Below are 20,562 nucleotides of genomic sequence, written 5' to 3'. Positions count from 1 at the left end.
GCGCCGGGGCCGCCGGCCCGCGCCGCCGCCGGCGCCGGCCCGGTGCCGCCCGATCGTGGTACCCCGAACGGCCCAGTCCCCGCGGCCCGCGCCGCGGGGACCGGCGCGCGGGTCAGGACATCCGCAGCGCCAGGAAGAAGTCCAGCTTGTCCTCCAGGCGGGAGAGGTCGCGGCCGGTCAGCTGCTCGATCCGGCCGACGCGGTAGCGCAGGGTGTTGACGTGCAGGTGGAGGCGGGTGGCGCAGCGCGTCCAGGAGCCGTCGCAGTCCAGGAACGCCTCCAGCGTGGGGATCAGCTCGGCGCGGTGCCGGCGGTCGTAGTCGCGCAGCGGGTCCAGCAGGCGGGCGGTGAAGGCCCGGCGGACGTCGTCGGGGACGAACGGCAGCAGCAGCACGTGCGAGGCCAGCTCCTCGTGGCCGGCGGCGCAGACCCGGCCGGGGCGAGCGGCGGCGACCCGGCGGGCGTGCCGGGCCTCCTCCAGGGCGCCGCGCAGCCCCTCGGCCGAGTGCACCGAGGCGCTGACGCCGACCGTCAGCCGGCCGTCGTCGGCCAGGCCGCGGCCCAGCGGCTCCCGCACGGAGCGCAGCAGCTGCTCGGCGTGCAGGCCGTCCGTGGCGTCGGCGGAGTCCTCCGGGACGGCGGGCAGCGGCACCAGCGCCACCGCCTCGTCGCCGGTGTGCGCGACCGCGATCCGGTCCGAGGGCTCCGGGCCGAACGTGCCGGGGTCGACCAACACCTCCTCCAGCAGGCTCTGCGCCACCGGGCCGCCGGGCACGTCGCCGCCCTCCCACTCGACCCGGGCCACCACGATCTGCCAGTGCGGGGCGGCGCCCAGACCGGGCAGCAGGACCGGGGCGGCCACCCGCAGCCGGGCGGCGATCTCGGCCGGCGGCGCACCGGTCTGCACCAGCTCCAGGACCTCCTGGGCCAGCCGCCGGCGGACCGTGCGGGCGGCGTCCCGGCGGTCCCGTTCGACCGCGATCAGCTGGGTGACGCCGTGCAGCAGGTCCAGCCGCTCCTCGGGCCAGTCCCCGGCGTCCGCCTCGACCGCCAGCAGCCAGTCGCTGAGCAGCGTCTGCCGCAGGTCGCGGCCCTCGTGGCGGATCGGGAAGAGCGAGTACGTGGCGCCGCCGAGGGAGATCCGGTGCGGGCCGCGGCGGCCGGCGCGGGCGGCCGCCAGGTGCTCGCCGGCCAGCCGGGCGGCCAGCTCGGCGGGCAGCTCCGGGCCGGCGCCGGCCAGCGACGAGCCGGCGATCTGCCGGCCGGTGGGGGAGAGCACCCAGGCCCGCAGGTCCAGGTCGGAGCCGAGCAGGTCCAGGACGACCTCGGGGCCGCCGCCGGCCGGTCCGGACGTCATCAGGCGGCGGTGCCGGTCCACCACCGCGGCCAGGTCGCCGGCCCGCTCGCTGGAGACCTGCCGGACCACGTGTTCGGTGATCGAGGCGAACGAGACCGTCTCGTCGACCGAGAACAGCGGCAGCCGGTGCCGCAGGCACGCCTGCACCAGGTCGTCCGGGACCGCGCCCAGCTCGGCCTCGCCGGCCGCGAGCCCGGCGACCCCGGCGCCGGCCAGGATGCGGACGAACCGCTCGGAGTCCTCCGCTTCCCGGCGCCAGGCCAGTCCGGTCAGGACCAGTTCGCCGCCGGAGAGGTACCGGCTGGGGTCCCGCAGGTCGGTGGTCATCACGCCACGGACGGTGCGGTCCAGCTCCTCTTCGCTCCCGAGGAGCGTGAGGCCCAGAGAATGTGTGTCCAGGAGTGCGCGGAGCCGCATGACCTCGCCCGCCGTTCTGTGCTGTCTCGTGTTGCCGGTGGAATGCCGCGAGGTGGTGATCCCTCGTCTTTCGTTCGAATCTACAAGACGGGCAGCGTGGCCAGCCAACCGCTTCATGGTTTCGGTGGCTGCACAGGGTGGGTGCCGGACGCGTTCACTAAGCCCAACCGCGTTAACAAGACATGAACGACTCCCCGGCGACGAGGGCCGAAGGTCCCGCCGGGAGCAGCGAACGACCCCATTTCGTAGAAGAGGCCAACCATGGACTTCCTTCGCCCCGCCAGCTGGGAGGAGGCGCTCGCCGCCAAGGCAGAGCACCCTACCGCTGTGCCCATCGCGGGCGGTACGGACGTGATGGTCGAGATCAACTTCGACCACCGCCGCCCGGAGTACCTGCTCGACCTGAACCGTATCGGTGACCTGTACGAGTGGGAGGTCGGGGAGAAGACCGTCCGTCTGGGGGCCTCCGTCCCGTACACCCGGATCATGGAGAACCTCCGCACCGAGCTGCCGGGCCTGGCCCTGGCCTCGCACACCGTGGCCTCCCCGCAGATCCGCAACCGCGGCGGCGTCGGCGGCAACCTCGGCACCGCCTCCCCGGCCGGCGACGCCCACCCGGCGCTGCTCGCCTCCGGCTGCGAGGTCGAGGTCGAGTCCGCCGAGCGCGGCGTCCGCATGATCCCGATCGACGAGTTCTACGTCGGCGTCAAGCGCAACGCCATGGCCGCCGACGAGCTGATCCGCGCCGTGCACCTGCCCAAGGCCGACGGCCCGCAGCAGTTCTCCAAGGTCGGCACCCGCAACGCGATGGTGATCGCGGTGTGCGCCTTCGGCCTCGCCCTGCACCCCGAGACCCGCACGGTCCGCACCGGCATCGGTTCGGCCGCCCCCACGCCCGTCCGGGCCAAGGAGGCGGAGACGTTCCTGGCCGCGGCGCTGGAGGAGGGCGGCCACTGGGAGTCGGGCAAGCCGATCCCGCCGTCCGTCGCCAAGCAGTTCGCGCAGCTGGCCTCCGGCGCCTGCAACCCGATCGACGATGTGCGCGGCAGCGCCAAGTACCGCCGGCACGCCGTGGGCATCATGGCGCGCCGCACCCTCGGCTGGACCTGGGAGTCCTACCGCGGCAACTCCTACGGCACACAGGGAGGCGCACAGTGCGCGTGAACTTCACCGTCAACGGCCGCAAGCAGGAGGCCGACGACGTCTGGGAAGGCGAGAGCCTGCTGTACGTGCTGCGCGAGCGGCTCGGCCTGCCGGGCTCGAAGAACGCCTGCGAGCAGGGCGAGTGCGGCTCCTGCACGGTCCGGCTGGACGGCGTGCCGGTCTGTTCCTGCCTGGTCGCGGCCGGCCAGGTCGAGGGCCGCGAGGTGGTGACCGTCGAGGGCCTGGCCGACTTCGCCAAGCAGCGCGCCGAGGGCTGTGCGTCGGGCGCCTGCGGCACCGAGCTGAACAAGGCCCAGCAGTGGCAGGCCAAGCCCGCCGACTCGCAGACCGGCGAGGGTTCGGGGCTGTCCCCGATCCAGCAGGCGTTCATCGACGCCGGCGCCGTGCAGTGCGGCTTCTGCACCCCGGGTCTGCTCGTCGCCGCCGACGAACTGCTGGAGCGCAACACCTCCCCGAGCGACGCGGACATCCGCGAGGCCCTGTCGGGCAACCTCTGCCGCTGCACGGGTTACGAGAAGATCCTCGACGCGGTACGGCTCGCGGCCGCCCGCGGCGAGGCCGAGACCGCAGGAACGGGGGTCTGACATGGCCGGCGTCACCCGTACACCCACCAACCTGACCCAGGGCAGCAAGACCAAGGGCGGCATCGGTGAATCCACGCTGCGCCCCGACGGCACCCTGAAGGTCACCGGCGAATTCGCCTACTCCTCGGACCTGTGGCACGAGGACATGCTGTGGGGCTTCACCCTGCGCAGCACCGAGGCGCACGCCGAGCTCGTCTCCATCGACACCTCCGAGGCGCTGGCCCAGCCCGGCGTCTACGCCGTCCTCACCTACGACGACCTGCCGGCCGACGTGAAGCACTACGGCCTGGAGATCCAGGACACCCCGGTGCTCGCGCACGGCAAGGTCCGGCACCACGGCGAGCCGGTGGCGATCGTCGCCGCCGACCACCCGGAGACCGCGCGCCGCGCCGCCGCCAAGATCAAGATCGAGTACCGGCAGCTGCCGCTGGTCACCGACGAGGCCAGCGCGCTCGCCGAGGACGCGCCGCTGATCCACGAGGGCCGCGACGACCACCACATCGGCCACGTCCCGCACCCGAACATCGTGCACCGCCAGCCGATCATCCGCGGCAACGCGGACGAGGCCCGCAAGAAGGCCGATGTGATCGTCGAGGGCGAGTACGTCTTCGGCATGCAGGACCAGGCGTTCCTCGGTCCGGAGTCCGGCCTCGCGGTGCCCTCGGAGGACGGCGGCGTCGAGCTGTACGTCGCCACCCAGTGGCTGCACTCGGACCTGCGCCAGATCGCCCCGGTCCTCGGCCTGCCCGAGGAGAAGGTCCGGATGACGCTGTCCGGCGTCGGCGGCGCGTTCGGCGGCCGCGAGGACATCTCGATGCAGATCCACGCCTGCCTCCTGGCGCTGCACACCGGCAAGCCGGTCAAGATCGTCTACAACCGGTTCGAGTCCTTCTTCGGGCACGTCCACCGCCACCCGGCGAAGCTCTGGTACGAGCACGGCGCCACCAAGGACGGCAAGCTCACGCACATGAAGTGCCGGATCGTGCTGGACGGCGGCGCCTACGCCTCCGCCTCCCCGGCCGTCGTCGGCAACGCCTCCTCGCTGTCCGCGGGCCCGTACGTGATCGACGACGTCGAGATCGAGGCCATCGCGCTCTACACCAACAACCCGCCCTGCGGCGCCATGCGCGGCTTCGGCGCGGTCCAGGCGTGCTTCGCCTACGAGGCGCAGATGGACAAGCTGGCCGACAAGCTGGGCCTGGACCGGGTCGCGTTCCGCCAGCTCAACGCCATGGAGCAGGGCACGATCATGCCGACCGGCCAGCCGGTCGACTCCCCGGCCCCGGTCGCCGAACTGCTGCGCCGGGTCAAGGCGATGCCGCTGCCGCCGGAGCGCCAGTGGGAGTCCAGCGAGGGCGCCGACGTCCGCCAGCTGCCCGGCGGCCTGTCCAACACCACGCACGGCGAGGGTGTGGTGCGCGGTGTCGGCTACGCCGTCGGCATCAAGAACGTCGGCTTCTCCGAGGGCTTCGACGACTACTCCACCGCCAAGGTGCGCATGGAGGTCGTCGCCGGCGAGCCGGTCGCCACCGTGCACACCGCCATGGCGGAGGTCGGCCAGGGCGGGGTCACCGTCCACGCGCAGATCGCCCGCACCGAGCTGGGCGTCACCCAGGTGACCATCCACCCGGCCGACACGCAGGTCGGCTCGGCCGGATCGACGTCCGCGTCGCGCCAGACCTACGTCACCGGCGGCGCCGTCAAGAACGCCTGCGAGCTGGTGCGCGAGAAGGTCCTGGAGATCGGCCGCCGCAAGATGGGCACGTTCCACCCGGCGTGGGCCACCGCCGAACTCCTCCTGGAGGGCGGCAAGGTGATCACCGACGGCGGCGAGGTCCTCGCGGACCTGGTCGACGTGCTGGAGGACGAGGTCGTCGAGCTGGAGGAGGAGTGGCGCCACCGGCCCACCGTGGCCTTCGACCTCGAAACCGGCCAGGGCGACGGCCACGTCCAGTACTCCTTCGCCGCGCACCGCGCGGTCGTCGAGGTGGACACCGAGCTGGGCCTGGTCAAGGTCATCGAGCTGGCCTGCGCCCAGGACGTCGGCAAGGCGCTCAACCCGCTCTCCGTCGTCGGCCAGATCCAGGGCGGCACCACCCAGGGACTGGGCGTGGCGGTGATGGAGGAGATCATCGTCGACCCCAAGACCGCGAAGGTGCGCAACCCCTCCTTCACGGACTACCTCATCCCCACCATCCTCGACACGCCCACCATCCCGGTCGACGTGCTCGAACTCGCCGACGAGCACGCCCCCTACGGCCTGCGCGGCATCGGTGAGGCCCCGACCCTGTCGTCCACCCCGGCCGTCCTCGCGGCGATCCGGAACGCGACCGGGCTGGAGCTCAACAAGACTCCGGTACGGCCCGAGCACCTGACGGGTACGTAACGGAGCCGCCTGGGGGCCATCCTCCCCAGGCCCCCAAGCCTCCGGGCGGCGCGCGGCACAAGGGGTGTCCCTGTCCGTCCTCCTGCGCGCGCCGCCCGGAGCCCGACCTGAACCGCCCCGCACCACCCCGCATCACCCCCGGACTGACCTGCTACAACACGGCGCAGGCAGTATCACGTTCGTCTCGGGCCGTCCCCCGGGTCGTGCAGCCGAAGATCCATCCCAAATCTCGCCGCCGTGGCGAGTGCCCCTATGAACCTTGGGAGTTAAGGCACCATGACCCAGCAGTCCACCGAGCCGAGGACCACGGCGGAAGACGCGGGTGACGGCTCACGCCAGCCCGCCGGCCGATCCTGGCTCGACCGGTACTTCCACATATCCGACAGAGGGTCGACCCTCGCGCGGGAGATGCGCGGCGGGATCACCACCTTCATGGCGATGTGTTACATCCTGCTGCTCAACCCGGTGATCCTGGGTTCGGTGCAGGACGTGCAGAAGAACACCCTGGAACACTCCGCCCTGGTCACCGCCACCGCACTGGGTGCGGCGGTCTGCACCCTGCTGATGGGCTTCGTCGGCAAGGTACCGCTGGCCCTGGCGGCCGGCCTCAACGTCTCCGCCGCGCTGACCACCCAGGTGGTCCCGCACATGACCTGGCCGCAGGCCATGGGCATGTGTGTGATGTACGGCGTCGTGATCTGCCTCCTGGTCGTCACCGGTCTGCGCGAGATGGTCATGAACGCCATCCCGCTCGCCCTGAAGCACGCGATCACCATGGGCATCGGCATGTTCGTCGCCCTGCTCGGCCTGGTGAAGGCCGGCTTCGTGGGCATCGGCAACCCCGGCAGCCCGGTCACCCTGGGCATCAACGGCAAGCTGGCCGGCTGGCCGGTTCTGTTCTTCTGCATCACCCTGCTGCTGATCTTCATGCTCCAGGCCCGCAAGGTGCCCGGCGCGATCCTCATCGGCATCGTCATCGGCTCGGGGCTCTCGATCGCCGCCACCAAGTTCGGCGGACTGACCGCCAAGGACTGGGGCGGCACGGCGCCCGGCATCGAGGGCAGCGCCGTCTCCATGCCGGACTTCGGACTCTTCGGGCACGTCGAGTTCGGCGGCTGGGGCTCCATCGGCGTCCTCAGCGTCACCATGATCGTCTTCACCCTGGTGCTGGCCGGCTTCTTCGACGCCATGGCCACCATCATCGGTGTTGGCACCGAGGCCAAGCTCGCCGACGACAAGGGCCGCATGCCGGGCCTGTCCAAGGCGCTGTTCGTGGACGGCGCCGGCGGTGCGATCGGCGGTCTGACCGGCGGTTCCGGCCAGACCGTGTTCATCGAGTCGGCCAGCGGCGTCGGCGAGGGCGCCCGCACCGGGCTGTCGTCCGTGGTCACCGGCCTGTTCTTCGCGGCCTGCCTGTTCTTCACCCCGGTCACCCAGCTCGTGCCGGGCCAGGTCGCCGCCGCCGCGCTGGTCGTCATCGGGTCGATGATGATGAGTGTCGCGGGGCACGTGGACTGGAGCGACCGGGCGACCTCGATCCCGGTCTTCCTGACCGTGGCCCTGATGCCGTTCACCTACCAGATCACCACCGGTGTCGGCGCCGGCGTCATCGCCTACACCGCCATCAAGGCGGCCCAGGGCAAGTGGCGCGAGATCGGTGCCTTCATGTGGGTGCTGACCGGAATATTCCTCGTCTACTTCTCGCTCCATCCGATCGAGCAGTGGCTGGGCGTCAGGTAACGCCCCCGCGCTCCCGTCCGTAAGGAGACCGACATGCTGGACCTCGCCGACGAGCTCAACCGGTGGATGACGCAGGGACGCACGTTCGCGGTGGCCACGGTCGTCGCCACCAACGGCAGCGCCCCGCGCCAGCCCGGCGCCGCGCTCGCCGTCGACAGCGATGGCACGGCGATCGGGTCGGTCTCCGGCGGGTGTGTCGAGGGAGCGGTCTACGAACTGTGCCAGGAGGCCCTGGAGACCGGCCGGCCGGTCCTGGAGCGGTTCGGCTACAGCGATGAGGATGCCTTCGCGGTGGGCCTGACCTGCGGCGGAATCATCGACATCGTGATCACCCCGGTACGGGCGAGCGCCCCCGGGACCGCGGCCGGCAGCGGCCCCGCGGGGACTGCGGTGGACAGCAACGCCGAGACGCTCGCCGCCGCGCTGGCCGCCGCCGCCTCGGGGGAGGCGGCGGCGGTCGCGCGGATCATCGACGGGCCGGACGACCTGCTCGGCCGCGCCCTCCTGGTCCGCCCCGACGGCAGCCACACCGGCAGCCTGGGCGGACACCCGGCGCTGGACCGCACCGCGGTCGAGCACACCCGGGCGCTGCTGGACGCCGGGCGCACCACGACGGTGGAGATCGGGGCGGACGGCTCCCGGTGCGGGCAGCCGGTCGTCCTCCTGGTGGAGTCCTCGGTGCCCGCCCCCCGCATGATCGTCTTCGGGGCGATCGACTTCGCCTCCGCGCTGGTCCGGGTCGGCAAGTTCCTCGGCTACCACGTCACGGTCTGCGACGCCCGCCCGGTCTTCGCCACCCGCACCCGCTTCCCGGATGCCGACGAGATCGTCGTCGACTGGCCGCACCGCTACCTCGACTCCCAGGAACTGGACCCCCGCGCGGTGCTCTGCGTCCTGACCCACGACGCCAAGTTCGACATCCCGCTGCTGGAGCGCGCGCTGAAGCTCCCGGTCGCCTACGTCGGCGCGATGGGCTCCCGCCGCACCCACCTCGACCGCCAGCAGCGGCTGCGCGACGCCGGGCTGACCGAGCTGGAGCTGAACCGCCTGCGCTCGCCCATAGGGCTGGATCTGGGCGCCCGGACGCCCGAGGAGACCGCCCTGTCCATCGCCGCCGAGATCGTCGCCAACCGCCGCGGCGGCACCGGCGCCCCGCTCACCGGCGCGCACACCCCCATCCACCACGAGACCCCGCGGACGGTGGGCCGGATCGGCGAAGTGGCCTGACGGGTCGTCATGTAACGGGATCGGTGCGGCGGTCGGCGCACCGTACGCCCACGCGGGAAGAAGGGCCCCGCGGGACCGGCGCACCTGACGCCGCCGGTCCCGCGGGACGGCGGACACCGGTCCGCCACGGCACGGGCGCGGAGCCATCTGGGGGCCGCGCCCGTGCCGTCGTGCGTCCTGCGCGCAAGTGACCGGCCGTCAGCCGTCAGCCGTCGGCCGCAGCGCCGCCATCAGCAGCACGTCGTGCCAGGCCCCGCCCCAGCGCAGCGCCTCCCGCTGCCGCCCCTCCACCACGAACCCGCAGCGCTCGTACGCCCGCCGGGCCCGCTCGTTGAAGGCGAACACCTCCAGCTGGACGCGGTGCAGCCCGACCCGGTCGAAGGCGTGGCGAAGCAGCAGCCGGGTCGCCTCGGAGCCCAGACCGCGCCCGGTGGCACCGGGGACGAGGGCGATCCGGAAGGAGCCGTGGGCGTTGTCCCGGTCGATCCGGCTGAGGGCCAGATCGCCGAGGTAACCGCCGGTCGCCCGGTCCTCGATGGCCAGATCCAGCCGGTCGGTGCGGCCGCCGCACTCCGCGATCCAGTCCTGGATCCCGGGCAGCGTCCAGTCGTGGTGGGTGCCGGTCAGCCGCCTGGTCTCCGGGTCCTGGAAGGTCCTGTGGAACGGCTCGGCGTGCCGCCCGGCGAGCGGCACCAGCCGGATCCGGCCGCCTTCCAGGACCGGCTTCTGTGCGAGCGCCTCGGCATCGATCATGGGGAGATGATGTCCGCGCCGCGGCCCGGCGGGCAAGGGAATCGACCGAGGGGCGGCCGCCGTGGGAGCCGGTGCCGGTACGGGCCGGCGGTCCGAGGGGGCCGGGGGGAGTGACGGATGTGGAGCTGCGTCAGGTGCGCGCTTTCGTGGCGGTCGCGGAGGACGGGGAGCTGGGGCGGGCCGCCCAGCGGCTGGGCCTCCTGCGGTCGGCGCTCGCCGGGCAGATCCGGCGGCTGGAACGGGAGCTGCACACCGAGCTGTTCGACCGCTCGGTGCCCGGAGCGCGGCTGACCGCCGACGGCGAGCGGTTCCTCCCGGCGGCCCGGGCGCTGCTCGCCGCGGCGGAGCGGGCCCGCTCCGCCGTCGCGCACCGCCCCGCGGCCGTCCCGGCGCCCGCCCCGGACCGCACCCTGCGGCTGGGCACCGGCCCCGGCCTGGCCGCGCACCTGGACCGGGTGCTGGCCGCGCTCGCCCGGACCGCACCCCGGCTCGCCGTCGAACCGGTCACCGCACCGGCCCGGGAGCGGCGCGCCCTGGTCGCGGCCGGCGCGCTGGACGCCGCGTTCGTCCGCTGCCGGGCCCCCGGCCCCGGCCGGGACGGGCTCCGCCACGTCCCGCTCTGGCAGGACCCGCTGGTCGCCGCCGTCCCGGCCCGGCACCCGCTCGCCGGCTCACCCGGCGCCGTCAGCCTGGGCGAACTGGCCGGCCTCCCGCTGCTGCTGCCCGACCGCGAGGACAACCCCCCGCTGGTCGACCTGGTCCTGGCCGCCTGCCACGCGGCCGGTTTCACGCCCGTGGCCGGGCCCCGGCACCCGGCGCTGGACGCCGCCCTCGCCGCGGTCGGCGAGGGCACCGCCGCCGCGGGCCGGTGGACCGTCGTCTACGACGCGTACGCCCGCCGGCTGCCCGCGCCCGGTGTGGTGTACCTGCCGTTCCGCGGCCCCGGCATGGAGCTGACGACGTGCCTGGTGGTGCGCCGCGGCGGTCCGCCGGCCGGCGTCGACCTGCTGCTGCGGGCCTGCGCGGCGGCGGGGGAGCGCGGCGCCCCGGCCGGCTGCCGCTGACGGCCCCGGGCGCCCGCCCCGGGCCGCCGCCGCTTCCTCCCGACAGGGGGTGGTGTGCGCGCCGCCGTGCTTACACGATGGCAGGCGATCGTTGCGTCATTGCGGAACGGATCCATCCGAGCACAGGAGAGAGCATGCGGACACCGATGACCGTCGCGGACTTCCTCAACCGGGCCGAGCTGGGGTTCCGGGACAGCCCGGGGGTGGTCGACGAGCCGCACCAGCCCGCCGTGCCGGTGCCCGAGAGCACCTACGGCCGCTTCGCCGAACGCGTCCGCGCCTGGCAGGCGGGCCTGGACGCGCTCGGCGTCGGGGAGGGCGAGCGGGTCGCGGTGGCCGCGCACAACTCCGCCCGCCTGCTGGAGCTGCTGTTCGCGGTGCCGATGAGCGGCCGCATCTGCGTCCCGGTCAACTTCCGCCTCAAGCCGGAGGAGGTCGACTACATCGTCCGGCAGAGCGGCTCCTCGGTGCTGCTCGTCGACCCCGAGCTGGACGCGGCGCTGGCCGGCGTCACGGCCCGGCACCGCTTCGTCCTCGGTGAGCGGACCGAGACCGAGCTGATGCGCTTCGGCACCGAACCCCGCCCCTGGTCGCACCCGGACGAGGACGCCACCGCCACCCTCAACTACACCTCCGGCACCACCGCCCGCCCCAAGGGCGTCCAGCTCACCCACCGCAACATCTGGGTCAACGGCCTCACCTTCGGCCTGCACACCCGGGTCTGGGAGGGCGACGTCTACCTGCACACCCTGCCGATGTTCCACTGCAACGGCTGGGGCATGCCGTACGTGATGGCCGGCCTGGGCGTGAAGCAGGTGGCGCTGCGCAAGGTGGACGGCACCGAGATCCTGCGCCGGGTCGAGGAGCACGGCGTCACCCTGATGTGCGGCGCCCCGGCGGTCTGGAACATGGTCCTGGACGCGGCCGCGGACTGGCCGGGCCCGATCCCGGGCCGCGACCGGGTCCGCATCGTCTGCGCCGGCGCCCCGCCGCCGACCCGGACCATCCAGCGCGTCGAGGAGGAACTGGGCTGGGAGTTCACCCAGCTCTACGGCCTGACCGAGACCTCCCCGCTGCTCACCTTCAACCGCACCCGGCCCGCCGACGCGGCCCTGCCCGCCGCGGAGCGGGCCCGCAAGCTCTCCCGCGCAGGCGTCCCGGCCCTCGGCGTCACCCTGCGGATCGCCGACTCCGGCGAGGTCCTGGCCCGCTCCAACACCGTGCTGGAGGGCTACTGGGACAAGCCGGAGGAGACCGCCGCGGCGCTCCGTGACGGCTGGTTCCACACCGGCGACGGCGGCACCCTGGACCCGGCCGACGGCCGGCTGACCATCTCCGACCGCAAGAAGGACGTGATCATCACCGGCGGGGAGAACGTCTCGTCGATCGAGGTGGAGGACGCCCTCTTCAGCCACCCGGCCGTCGCCGAGGTCGCGGTGATCGGCGTCCCCGACGAGAAGTGGGGCGAGACCATCAAGGCCCTGGTGGTGCTCGCCGAGGGCGCCACCGCGGACGAGGCGGGCCTCATCGCCCACTGCAAGCAGCGCCTGGCCGGCTACAAGGCGCCCACCTCCGTGGAGTTCCGCGACGCCATCCCCCGAACCGCCACCGGCAAGATCCAGAAGTTCAAGCTCCGCGAGCCGTACTGGGCGGGCCTGGACCGGGGCGTGCACTGAACCACCGGCCGGGCCCGGCCCCCGCCGGGCCCGGCCCGACGCCCCGGCCCGGCGGCGGGTTCCGCCGGTGCGCCGAACCCGCTTTCGCCGCGCGAAGGCACGGGCGAGCCAGGGGCTCTTCGGGCGCGCGCGACGCCATGCTGTACGGGGTACCTGCCGGCGGGGAGTGGATCGTGCTCCGCGGCGGGCAGCCTCCAGGGTGCCGGCACCCCGGCCGGGCACCTCCGGCCGGGGCGGGCATCCGGGAACGGAAGACGGACCTGTGGGTGGAGGGGCCGGGGGCGCCGCGGGGCGCCGGCGGTGCCGAGTACTGGGAGGAGAACCACCGGTGAGCAGTCAGCCGCACACCGAACTGTCGTACGCGAGCGGGGTGGCCGACCGGCCGCTGCTCGGCCGCACCATCGGCGCCGACCTGGCCCGTACCATCGCCCGCTGCGGCGACCGCGAGGCGCTGGTCGACGTGGCCGCCGGCCGCCGCTGGACCTACGCCGAACTGGGCCGCGCGGTCGACGAGGTGGCGCTCGGGCTGCTCGCCAAGGGCGTCGGCAAGGGCGACCGGGTCGGCATCTGGGCGCCCAACTGCGCCGAGTGGGTGCTCGTCCAGTACGCCACCGCGCGGATCGGCGCGATCCTGGTCAACGTCAACCCGGCCTACCGGGTCCACGAGCTGGCGTACGTCCTGAAGCAGGCCGGGGTGGCGGTCCTGGTCTCCGCGGTCGCCCACCGCTCCAGCGACTACCGCCGGATGATCGAGCAGGTGCGGGCCGACTGCCCGGCGCTGCGCGACGTGGTCTACCTCGGCGACCCCACCTGGGGCGGGCTGCTGGCCGCCGGTGCGGCCGTCCCGCAGACCCGGCTCGCCGAGTGCGAGCGGACGCTGGCCGCCGACGACCCGGTCAACATCCAGTACACCTCCGGCACCACCGGCTTCCCCAAGGGCGCCACCCTCTCCCACCACAACATCCTCAACAACGGCTACTGGGTGGCCGAGACCCTCGGCTACACCGAACAGGACCGGGTGTGCCTGCCGGTGCCCTTCTACCACTGCTTCGGCATGGTGATGGGCAACCTCGGCATCACCTCGCACGGCGGCTGCATCGTCATCCCGGCCCCCGCCTTCGACCCGGCCGCCACCCTCCGGGCCGTCCAGGACGAGCGCTGCACCGCGCTCTACGGCGTGCCGACCATGTTCATCGCCGAACTGAACCTCCCGGACTTCGCCTCCTACGACCTCTCCACGCTGCGCACCGGCATCATGGCCGGCTCCCCGTGCCCGGAGGAGGTGATGAAGCGGGTGGTGTCCGAGATGCACATGGCGGAGGTGGCGATCTGCTACGGCATGACGGAGACCTCGCCGGTCTCCACCCAGACCCGCCGGGACGACGACCTGGAGCACCGCACCGCCACCGTCGGCCGGGTGCTGCCGCACATCGAGGTCAAGGTCGCCGACCCGGTCACCGGGGTGACCGTGCCGCGCGGCACGCCGGGCGAGCTGTGCACCCGCGGCTACAGCGTGATGCTGGGCTACTGGGAGGACCCCGAGCGCACCGCGGAGGTCATCGACCGGGCCCGCTGGATGCACACCGGCGACCTGGCGGTGATGAACGACGACGGCTACGTCCGGATCGTCGGCCGCATCAAGGACATGATCATCCGCGGTGGGGAGAACGTCTACCCGCGGGAGATCGAGGAGTTCCTGTACTCCCACCCCAAGATCGCCGACGTGCAGGTGGTGGGCGTCCCGGACGAGAAGTACGGCGAGGAGATCGCCGCCTGCGTCATCCTGCGCGACCCCGCGGTCACCCTCACCCGCGACGAGCTGGCCCGCTACTGCCGCTCCCGGCTCGCGCACTTCAAGGTGCCCCGCTACCTGGAGATCACCGACGCCTTCCCGATGACCGTCAGCGGCAAGGTGCGCAAGGTCGAACTCCGCGAACGGCTCGCCGCGAAGCTGGGCGCGCCGGCGCGGGCGGCGGGGCCGGACGCCCCGGCCGGGGACGCGGCGGACGCGGCCGGGGGCGTGGCGGACGCGGCCGGGGGCGTGGCGGACGCGGCCGGGGCGACCCTGCCGGAGAGCCGGGACCGGGACAGCGTGGACCTGTCCTGACGGGGCGTCAGGCGACGGCCGGGATGCCGCGCGGGGCCCGCCGCCGGGCTCCCGCGGACCGGCCGATAGGGTCCCCACCTGGCCCGTTCCCGGATTCCGGGGCGGGTGAAAGGCCGTCAACCAGGCCAATTCCCAAGGCCGTTCACCAGGCCGGGCATCCCGCGGGATTCCCGCCAAGAGGGGACATTCATGACCCGTATCGCACGTTGGGCGACCACTGCCGCCGCCGTGGCCGCCGCCCTGGGGAGCTTCGCCGCCCCCGCCTACGCCGACGTCGTCCAGCCCGGCACCCCGGACGGTCCCACCCGTGAGGTGCTCACCGCCGGCTGCGCGAGCGGCGAGGACGCGGCCACCGTGGCGCCGACCGTGGTCGACGCCGACAGTGCCGCCCGCTTCTACCGCTGCGACCCGGTCACCCACCGGGTGGCGGCGCAGGAAGGGCACGCGACCTGCGCGCCCGGCGGGCTCTTCGACTGGAGCCGCGGCCTGTGCGAACCGGCCGCCGGGGTGCCCGAGATGGCGACCCGGCTGACCGCCGGCAAGGCCACCCTGTCCACCGCGCCGCGGAAGGTCATCGGCCTGCACGCCACCCTGGTGCGGGCCCGCGCCGCCGGCCCGCAGGACGCGGTCTGGAACGCCACCATCACCTTCAAGGACACCGCCGGCCAGGTGCTCTGCGTGGCGCGCACGGACACCGCCGGCCGGGCGTCCTGCGACGCCGACCGGCCGCGCTCCGGCGCCGACGTGCTGAGCGGCGGCTACACCGCCGAGTACGCCGGCAACGGCGCGGTCAACGGCGGCTACGACACGGTGGCCCCGGCCACCGCGCAGGGCGGTATCCGCGCCGTCCTGCCGCCGCGGGGCTGACCGGGCGCCCGACCGCCGCCGCCCGGTGCGCGGCGGCGGTCAGGCCCGCTCGCCCGGCCAGTCCAGGCGCAGCCGCAGGGCGCGCGGCAACGAGGCGACGACCAGGTCGTAGGAGTCCTCGACCAGCTCCCGCACCAGGCGGTCCGGGAGCGCGCCGGCCAGCGAGACGGTGTTCCAGTGCCGCTTGTTGAGGTGGTAGCCGGGCACCACCTCCGGGTGCGCGGCCCGCAGCCGGAGCGCGGTCTCCGGATCGCACTTGAGGCTGACGGTCAGCGGGAGCGCGTCCAGGGACGCCAGGGCGAAGATCTTGCCGCCGACCTTGAACGTGGAGACGTCCGGGTTCCGGGGGAACGGGTTCTCCTCGATCGCCCCGTTGAACTCCAGGCACAGGGCGCGCAGCGCCTTCGCATCGATCACCGGCCCATTATGCCGGGCCCGCACCGCACCTGACGGACCGTCAGTTGACGGTGCCGGTCCCCGCCTCCCGCCGCATGCAGACCCGGGGCCAGCGGTCCAGGCCCAGCTCCGCCTCGTGCGCGCGGATCGCCCGCAGGCCCGGGGTCAGCTCCGCGGCGGCCAGGCGGCGGAAGCCGAGCCGGGCGTAGTAGGGGGCGTTCCACGGGACGCCGGCGAAGGTGGTCAGGGTCAGCGCGGGCCGGCCGCTGTCCCGTTCGGCCCGGTCGATCAGCGCCCGCCCGACGCCCCGCCGGGCCCGCTCCGGGTGGACCGACACCTGCTCGATGTGCGCGCAGCCGTCGACCGGGTCCCACAGCACATAGCCGGCCGGTGCCCCGCCGGGCCGCCCGGGGTCGTAGGCGGCGAGCAGCCGGCCCGCCCGGAGGTACCGGGCGAGCAGGTCGAGCGGCGGCGGCTCGTCGTCCGCGACCGCCGCCATGCCCAGCGTGCGGAACGCCTCCCCGGCGGCGCGCTCGACGGCGCGGAGGGCGGGCAGGTCGGCGGGGTCGGGAGCGCGCAGCAGCATGGGGCCAGTGTGGCCGCCCGGGGCCGCCCGCGGCCAGCGGGTTTCCGGCGGGCGGCACCACCGGCCCGGCCGTCAGCCGGGGCGGCCCGCACCGGAGGCGATCAGCTCGTCGGCCGCGTCGTTGACCGGCTGCGGGGTGCCGGTGAGGTCCATGACGAACAGCGGGACGTGCAGCGCGTCGGCCCGCTCCCGGGCCTCGCGCGCGTAGCCGGCCAGGGAGAAGAAGACCGCGACCGCGGAGTCGGTCAGGCCGTTGAGCCAGACGCACTCGACGTCGCGGACGGTACTGGCCCGGGTCGAGGGGTCCACCTGGGCCACCACGCCGCTGCCGCGCAGGTCCACCCCGGCGGCGCTGCGCTCCTGGGTGCGGGCCACGTCGCCGAAGCCCAGCCACTTCAGGTACTGCGCGGCCGCGGTGACGCAGTCCCGGGCGGTCCGGATGGTCACCGGGTGGAACACCGGGCGCTGCGGCGGCGGCCCGGCGGCCGGCCGGGTGCGCGGGGCCGGCCGGGCGGGGCCGGCGGCCGGGGAGGGGAGCCGCGGTGCACCGGCCGGCGGGGCCGGCGGGAGCGGGGCGACCGGCACCCGGACGACCGTGCCGCAGGCGCAGCCGGCCTCCGGCGCGGGCCAGGCGTCCTGCCGGCCGCAGACCTCGCACCGGACCTGCACCCAGGACGCCTCCCAGGTGCGGTGCCGTATCTCCACCGGCACGCCGCCGCGCAGCACCGGCAGGGTCAGCGGGGCGCCGCAGGCGCACGGGAAGGTCGGCGGGGTGAAGGCGTTCTCGCGGCGGCACGTAGGGCACCGCACCGGCACGCTGTCGGCCATGATCGGCTCCAGGCAGGTCGGGCAGGCGGTCGGTCGGGCCTGCTTGCCGTCCATGGTCCCCCCAAAGGCCGCCACCGGGGGCCGGATTGCGCCGGAAGAGGCCGCACCCCCGGCGCCGGTGCGGGCGCCGGGGGTGCGGCACAGGGCCCGGACTCCGTGACCGTACGGAAGTTCCGGACCCTGTGGGTGGTTCCCGTCCGGCAGTGCGAGAGATGGGCGCGACGGGACATCGCACCGCCGGACGGAGTCGGGGGAGGGGTGGGGGGGACGTGCCGGGCAGCAGGCGGGCTCCGCGGCGGGGAGGCGGCCCGTCCTCCTTGTCGGACGGGCCTGCCACCGCACTGGAATCTCCCCGGACGTGCCGCGGAGCTCCGCGCTACCTCCCCGTACCGGCCGACCACCCCTCAACGGGCCGGCCGGTACGGGTGCGCAAGGAAGCTGACCTCCCGTCAGTCCTCGCGCAGCTCGCGGACGCGCGCCTCGACGCGCTTGCCGTAGTCCGGGTCGGCGGCGTGGAAGTGGGCGAGGTTCTTCTCGATCACGTCGTCGCGGCTGACCTGGGACAGACCGCCGGCGATGTTGTCCACCAGGCGCTTCTTCTCGTCCTCGGACATCAGGCGGTAGAGCTCACCGGCCTGGAAGAAGTCGTCGTCCTTGGTGTGCGCCGGGGCCTCGTGGGTGCCGACGTGGCCGGAGACGGCCAGCGGCGCGGACAGCGGCCGGCCGGTCTCGACCGGGCCGCCGTAGGAGTTCGGCTCGTAGTTCTTGGCGTGCCGGTCGTAGGCGTTGGACGCCATGAAGCCGTCCCGGCCGTAGTTGTTGGCGCTGGTCGCCTTGGGGGCGTTGACCGCCAGCTGGGTGTGGTTGACGCCCAGGCGGTAGCGGTGCGCGTCGGCGTAGGCGAAGAGCCGGCCCTGGAGCATCTTGTCCGGGGACGGGCCGATGCCGGGCACGAAGTTGTTCGGCGAGAAGGCGGCCTGCTCGACCTCGGCGAAGACGTTGTCGGGGTTGCGGTCCAGGACCATCCGGCCGACCCGCTGGAGCGGGTAGTCGGCGTGCGGCCACACCTTGGTCAGGTCGAACGGGTTGAAGCGGTAGTGCGCCGCCTCGGCCGCCGGCATGACCTGCACGTACAGGGTCCAGGAGGGGTACACGCCCCGCTCGATGGACTGAAGCAGGTCGGTCTGGTGGCTGTTGGCGTCCTTGCCCACCAGCTCCTGGGCCTGCTCGGCGGAGAGGCTGCGGACGCCCTGGTTCGTCTTGAAGTGGTACTTGACGAAGAACGCCTCGCCCTCGGCGTTGGTCCACTGGTAGGTGTGGGAGCCGTAGCCGTTCATGTGGCGGTAGGAGGCCGGGATGCCGCGGTCGCCCATCAGCCAGGTGACCTGGTGGGTGGCCTCGGGGGAGTGGGCCCAGAAGTCCCAGACGTTGTCCGGCTCCTGCTTGCCGGTGAACGGGTCGCGCTTCTGCGAGTGGATGAAGTCGGGGAACTTCAGCGGGTCCTTGATGAAGAACACCGGGGTGTTGTTGCCGACGAGGTCGTAGTTGCCCTCCTCGGTGTAGAACTTCACCGCGAAACCGCGAGGGTCCCGCACGGCGTCCGCGCCACCGAGGCTGTCGGCCACGGTCGAGAAGCGGATGAACAGCTCGGTCCGCTTGCCGACGGTGTTGAGGAAGTCGGCCCGGGTGAAGCCGGTGACGTCGTCGGTCACCTCGAAGTAGCCGTACGCACCGGAGCCGCGGGCGTGCACGACGCGCTCCGGGATGCGCTCGCGGTTGAAGCGCGCGAGCTTCTCCAGCAGGTGCTGGTCCTGGAGAATGATCGGGCCGCCGACGCCGGCGGTGGCGGAGTTCTGGTTGTCGGCGACGGGGGCGCCTGCCTCCGTAGTGAGAGTGCGCGCCGTCAGCGTGGGCTTCGACATGGTGACCTTCCGTACGAGAGCGCGGAAGTTGGCTTCCGCATGTCGGAGCGTAGAAAGCGCTCCGACCAAACGTCAACAGTTTGTTGAAACAAACCTGGGTGGGTATTCCGGGCGGCGGCCGCGCCTGGGCGCGACAGGACAGGTGTCAGCGCGACCACCGCCCGGAAGCTTGTTTCCGCACGGGTCCGGGAGCCCCGGCGGAGGGTTGTCAGGTCCCGTACGCGCGGGCGCCGACCGGGTCTCCCGGCGGCCCCGCGGACGCGCCCGCGGGGCGCGCGGAGCGGACCTCCACGAGGACCGGCCGCCGGGTCGAGACGGCCTCCTTGCGGGCCCACTCGACCGCCGAGCGGAACTCCTCCGGATCGAGCACGTCGCGGCCGGCGCAGCCGTACGCCTCGGCGAGCTTCACCGGGGAGGTGAACGGATCGGCGTCCTCCGCGGCCCCGAGCAGCACGATCACGAACGGCACCGCGTACTGGGCGGCGGCGGCCAGTTCCCCGGCCGTCAGCGGGAAGCCGTGGGCATCGACCACCACCACGACCTCCGCCTCCCGCTCGCCCCGGGCGTCCAGCGCGGCCCGGACGCCGATCGCGGTCGGCACCTCCCACCCCGGGGGGCCGCCGCGGCGCGGCACCCGGTGCCGGCCCGCGGCCCCGGAGGCGCACACCTCCGGCAGTCCGCTGACGACGTAGGTGTCCGCGGCCGGCCGGGAGCCGTAGACCCCGGCCAGCTCCGCCAGCGCCCAGGAGGCCGCGGCGGGTCCGGCCGCCGCCCGGTCCGGCGGGACGGACACGGGCAGCACCGCTCCCGGCGCCGGCGACCGGACGCCGTCCACCAGGGCCGGACCGGCACCGGGAGCGGGCGGGGTGGCCGGCTGCGGGCCGCACACGATCTCCACCGCGGCCAGCTCGGCCGGTACGTCGATCAGTACGGGCCCGGGCCGGCCCTCCCGCGCGATCCGGAACGCCTCACGGAAAGCGCCCGGGATCCGCGCGGGGTCCTCGATCCGCTCGGCACGCTTGGTGACCGCGCCGGCCAGCCGGACCAGGTCCGGCGGCCGGTGGCCGGCGTGCCGCAGCGGGACGGCGGGGGCGTGCGGCCCGGAGGCCGCCCGGCCGGTGACGCACACCAGCGGGACCGCGTCCTGCTGGGCGGCCGCCAGCCCGGTGAGCAGCCGGACCGCTCCGGGCCCGGCCGCCACCGCGGCCACGCCGGCCTTCCCGGTCGTCCGGGCCCAGCCGTCGGCCATGTGCACGGCGCCCTCTTCGTGGCCCGCGGACAGGTGTGCGATACCGCCGGTCCGCTCCATCGCCGCGTACAGCGGGAGCAGGGCGGCACCCGGGCATCCGAAGACGGTGCCGGCACCTTCGTCCTGCATGATCTCAACGGCCGCCTGTGCGGCGGGAATCCGACGTGCCCCCATGGTGGGTGTCTCAGCCCTTGAGGTCGTATCCGGAGAGGCGCTCGACGCCGCGCAGGAGGGCGGAG

At 73.9% G+C, this 20,562-nt stretch carries 16 protein-coding genes; 9 read left to right on the top strand and 7 right to left on the bottom strand.

What is annotated here, in order from left to right; all coding sequences use genetic code 11:
• Positions 1–112: 112 nt before the first annotated feature.
• Complete coding sequence (locus MUU72_RS20710; protein ID WP_248014826.1) at positions 113–1,774, bottom strand: PucR family transcriptional regulator; 1,662 nt, start codon at positions 1,772–1,774, stop codon at positions 113–115.
• A gap of 261 nt (positions 1,775–2,035) precedes the next feature.
• Here MUU72_RS20710 and MUU72_RS20705 point away from each other — a divergent pair, with 261 nt between their 5' ends.
• From MUU72_RS20705 to MUU72_RS20685, 5 genes are all read left to right on the top strand, one after another.
• Positions 2,036–2,938, top strand: coding sequence for an FAD binding domain-containing protein (locus MUU72_RS20705; RefSeq protein ID WP_248014825.1), 903 nt, complete (start codon positions 2,036–2,038; stop codon positions 2,936–2,938).
• Positions 2,929–3,522, top strand: coding sequence for a (2Fe-2S)-binding protein (locus tag MUU72_RS20700; RefSeq protein ID WP_248014824.1), 594 nt, complete (start codon positions 2,929–2,931; stop codon positions 3,520–3,522). The genes MUU72_RS20705 and MUU72_RS20700 overlap by 10 nt, the downstream gene beginning before the upstream one ends.
• A 1-nt stretch (position 3,523) precedes the next feature.
• Positions 3,524–5,908 (top strand): xanthine dehydrogenase family protein molybdopterin-binding subunit, encoded by a 2,385-nt coding sequence (locus tag MUU72_RS20695; RefSeq protein ID WP_248014823.1) that lies wholly within the window; start codon positions 3,524–3,526, stop codon positions 5,906–5,908.
• A 276-nt stretch (positions 5,909–6,184) separates the two neighbouring features.
• Positions 6,185–7,648: an NCS2 family permease gene (locus MUU72_RS20690; protein WP_248014822.1), complete on the top strand. Its 1,464-nt coding sequence runs from the start codon at positions 6,185–6,187 to the stop codon at positions 7,646–7,648.
• A gap of 33 nt (positions 7,649–7,681) precedes the next feature.
• A complete protein-coding gene (locus tag MUU72_RS20685; RefSeq protein WP_248014821.1) occupies positions 7,682–8,875 on the top strand; it encodes an XdhC family protein in 1,194 nt (397 codons plus the stop codon).
• Between the two features lie 198 nt (positions 8,876–9,073).
• Here MUU72_RS20685 and MUU72_RS20680 read toward each other — a convergent pair whose 3' ends face one another.
• Entirely contained in the window at positions 9,074–9,628 is a 555-nt protein-coding gene (locus MUU72_RS20680) for a GNAT family N-acetyltransferase (RefSeq protein ID WP_248014820.1), read from the bottom strand.
• 119 nt (positions 9,629–9,747) lie between these two features.
• Between MUU72_RS20680 and MUU72_RS20675 the strand changes: the two genes are divergently transcribed.
• The 4 genes from MUU72_RS20675 (at position 9,748) to MUU72_RS20660 (ending at position 15,342) form a co-directional block, all read left to right on the top strand.
• Positions 9,748–10,692: a LysR family transcriptional regulator gene (locus MUU72_RS20675; RefSeq protein WP_248014819.1), complete on the top strand. Its 945-nt coding sequence runs from the start codon at positions 9,748–9,750 to the stop codon at positions 10,690–10,692.
• Positions 10,693–10,826: 134 nt separating this feature from the next.
• Positions 10,827–12,368, top strand: coding sequence for an AMP-binding protein (locus tag MUU72_RS20670; RefSeq protein ID WP_248014818.1), 1,542 nt, complete (start codon positions 10,827–10,829; stop codon positions 12,366–12,368).
• Positions 12,369–12,696: 328 nt separating this feature from the next.
• Positions 12,697–14,475, top strand: a complete 1,779-nt coding sequence (locus MUU72_RS20665) for an AMP-binding protein (RefSeq protein WP_248014817.1) — start codon at positions 12,697–12,699, stop codon at positions 14,473–14,475.
• Positions 14,476–14,664: 189 nt separating this feature from the next.
• Positions 14,665–15,342 carry a hypothetical protein gene (locus MUU72_RS20660; protein ID WP_248014816.1) on the top strand — a complete coding sequence of 226 codons (678 nt, stop codon included), beginning with the start codon at positions 14,665–14,667 and terminating at the stop codon, positions 15,340–15,342.
• Positions 15,343–15,381: 39 nt separating this feature from the next.
• On the opposite strand, the gene MUU72_RS20655 is transcribed toward MUU72_RS20660, so the two are convergent.
• The 5 genes from MUU72_RS20655 to MUU72_RS20635 all read right to left on the bottom strand — a co-directional run bounded on the left by MUU72_RS20655 (position 15,382) and on the right by MUU72_RS20635 (position 20,497).
• Positions 15,382–15,759: an MmcQ/YjbR family DNA-binding protein gene (locus MUU72_RS20655; RefSeq protein ID WP_248014815.1), complete on the bottom strand. Its 378-nt coding sequence runs from the start codon at positions 15,757–15,759 to the stop codon at positions 15,382–15,384.
• A gap of 40 nt (positions 15,760–15,799) precedes the next feature.
• Positions 15,800–16,324 (bottom strand): GNAT family N-acetyltransferase, encoded by a 525-nt coding sequence (locus tag MUU72_RS20650; protein WP_248014814.1) that lies wholly within the window; start codon positions 16,322–16,324, stop codon positions 15,800–15,802.
• 72 nt (positions 16,325–16,396) lie between these two features.
• Positions 16,397–17,152 carry a hypothetical protein gene (locus tag MUU72_RS20645; RefSeq protein WP_248014893.1) on the bottom strand — a complete coding sequence of 252 codons (756 nt, stop codon included), beginning with the start codon at positions 17,150–17,152 and terminating at the stop codon, positions 16,397–16,399.
• Between the two features lie 449 nt (positions 17,153–17,601).
• Positions 17,602–19,059: a catalase gene (locus MUU72_RS20640; protein WP_248014892.1), complete on the bottom strand. Its 1,458-nt coding sequence runs from the start codon at positions 19,057–19,059 to the stop codon at positions 17,602–17,604.
• Between the two features lie 223 nt (positions 19,060–19,282).
• Positions 19,283–20,497, bottom strand: coding sequence for a thiamine pyrophosphate-binding protein (locus tag MUU72_RS20635; protein ID WP_282504369.1), 1,215 nt, complete (start codon positions 20,495–20,497; stop codon positions 19,283–19,285).
• Between the last annotated feature and the right edge of the window lie 65 nt (positions 20,498–20,562).

This window comes from Streptomyces rhizoryzae, assembly GCF_023155275.1.
Lineage (GTDB): Bacteria > Actinomycetota > Actinomycetes > Streptomycetales > Streptomycetaceae > Streptomyces > Streptomyces rhizoryzae.
The sequence above is the reverse complement of the archived record's forward strand: the minus strand, read 5'-3'. Positions and strand labels throughout refer to the sequence as shown.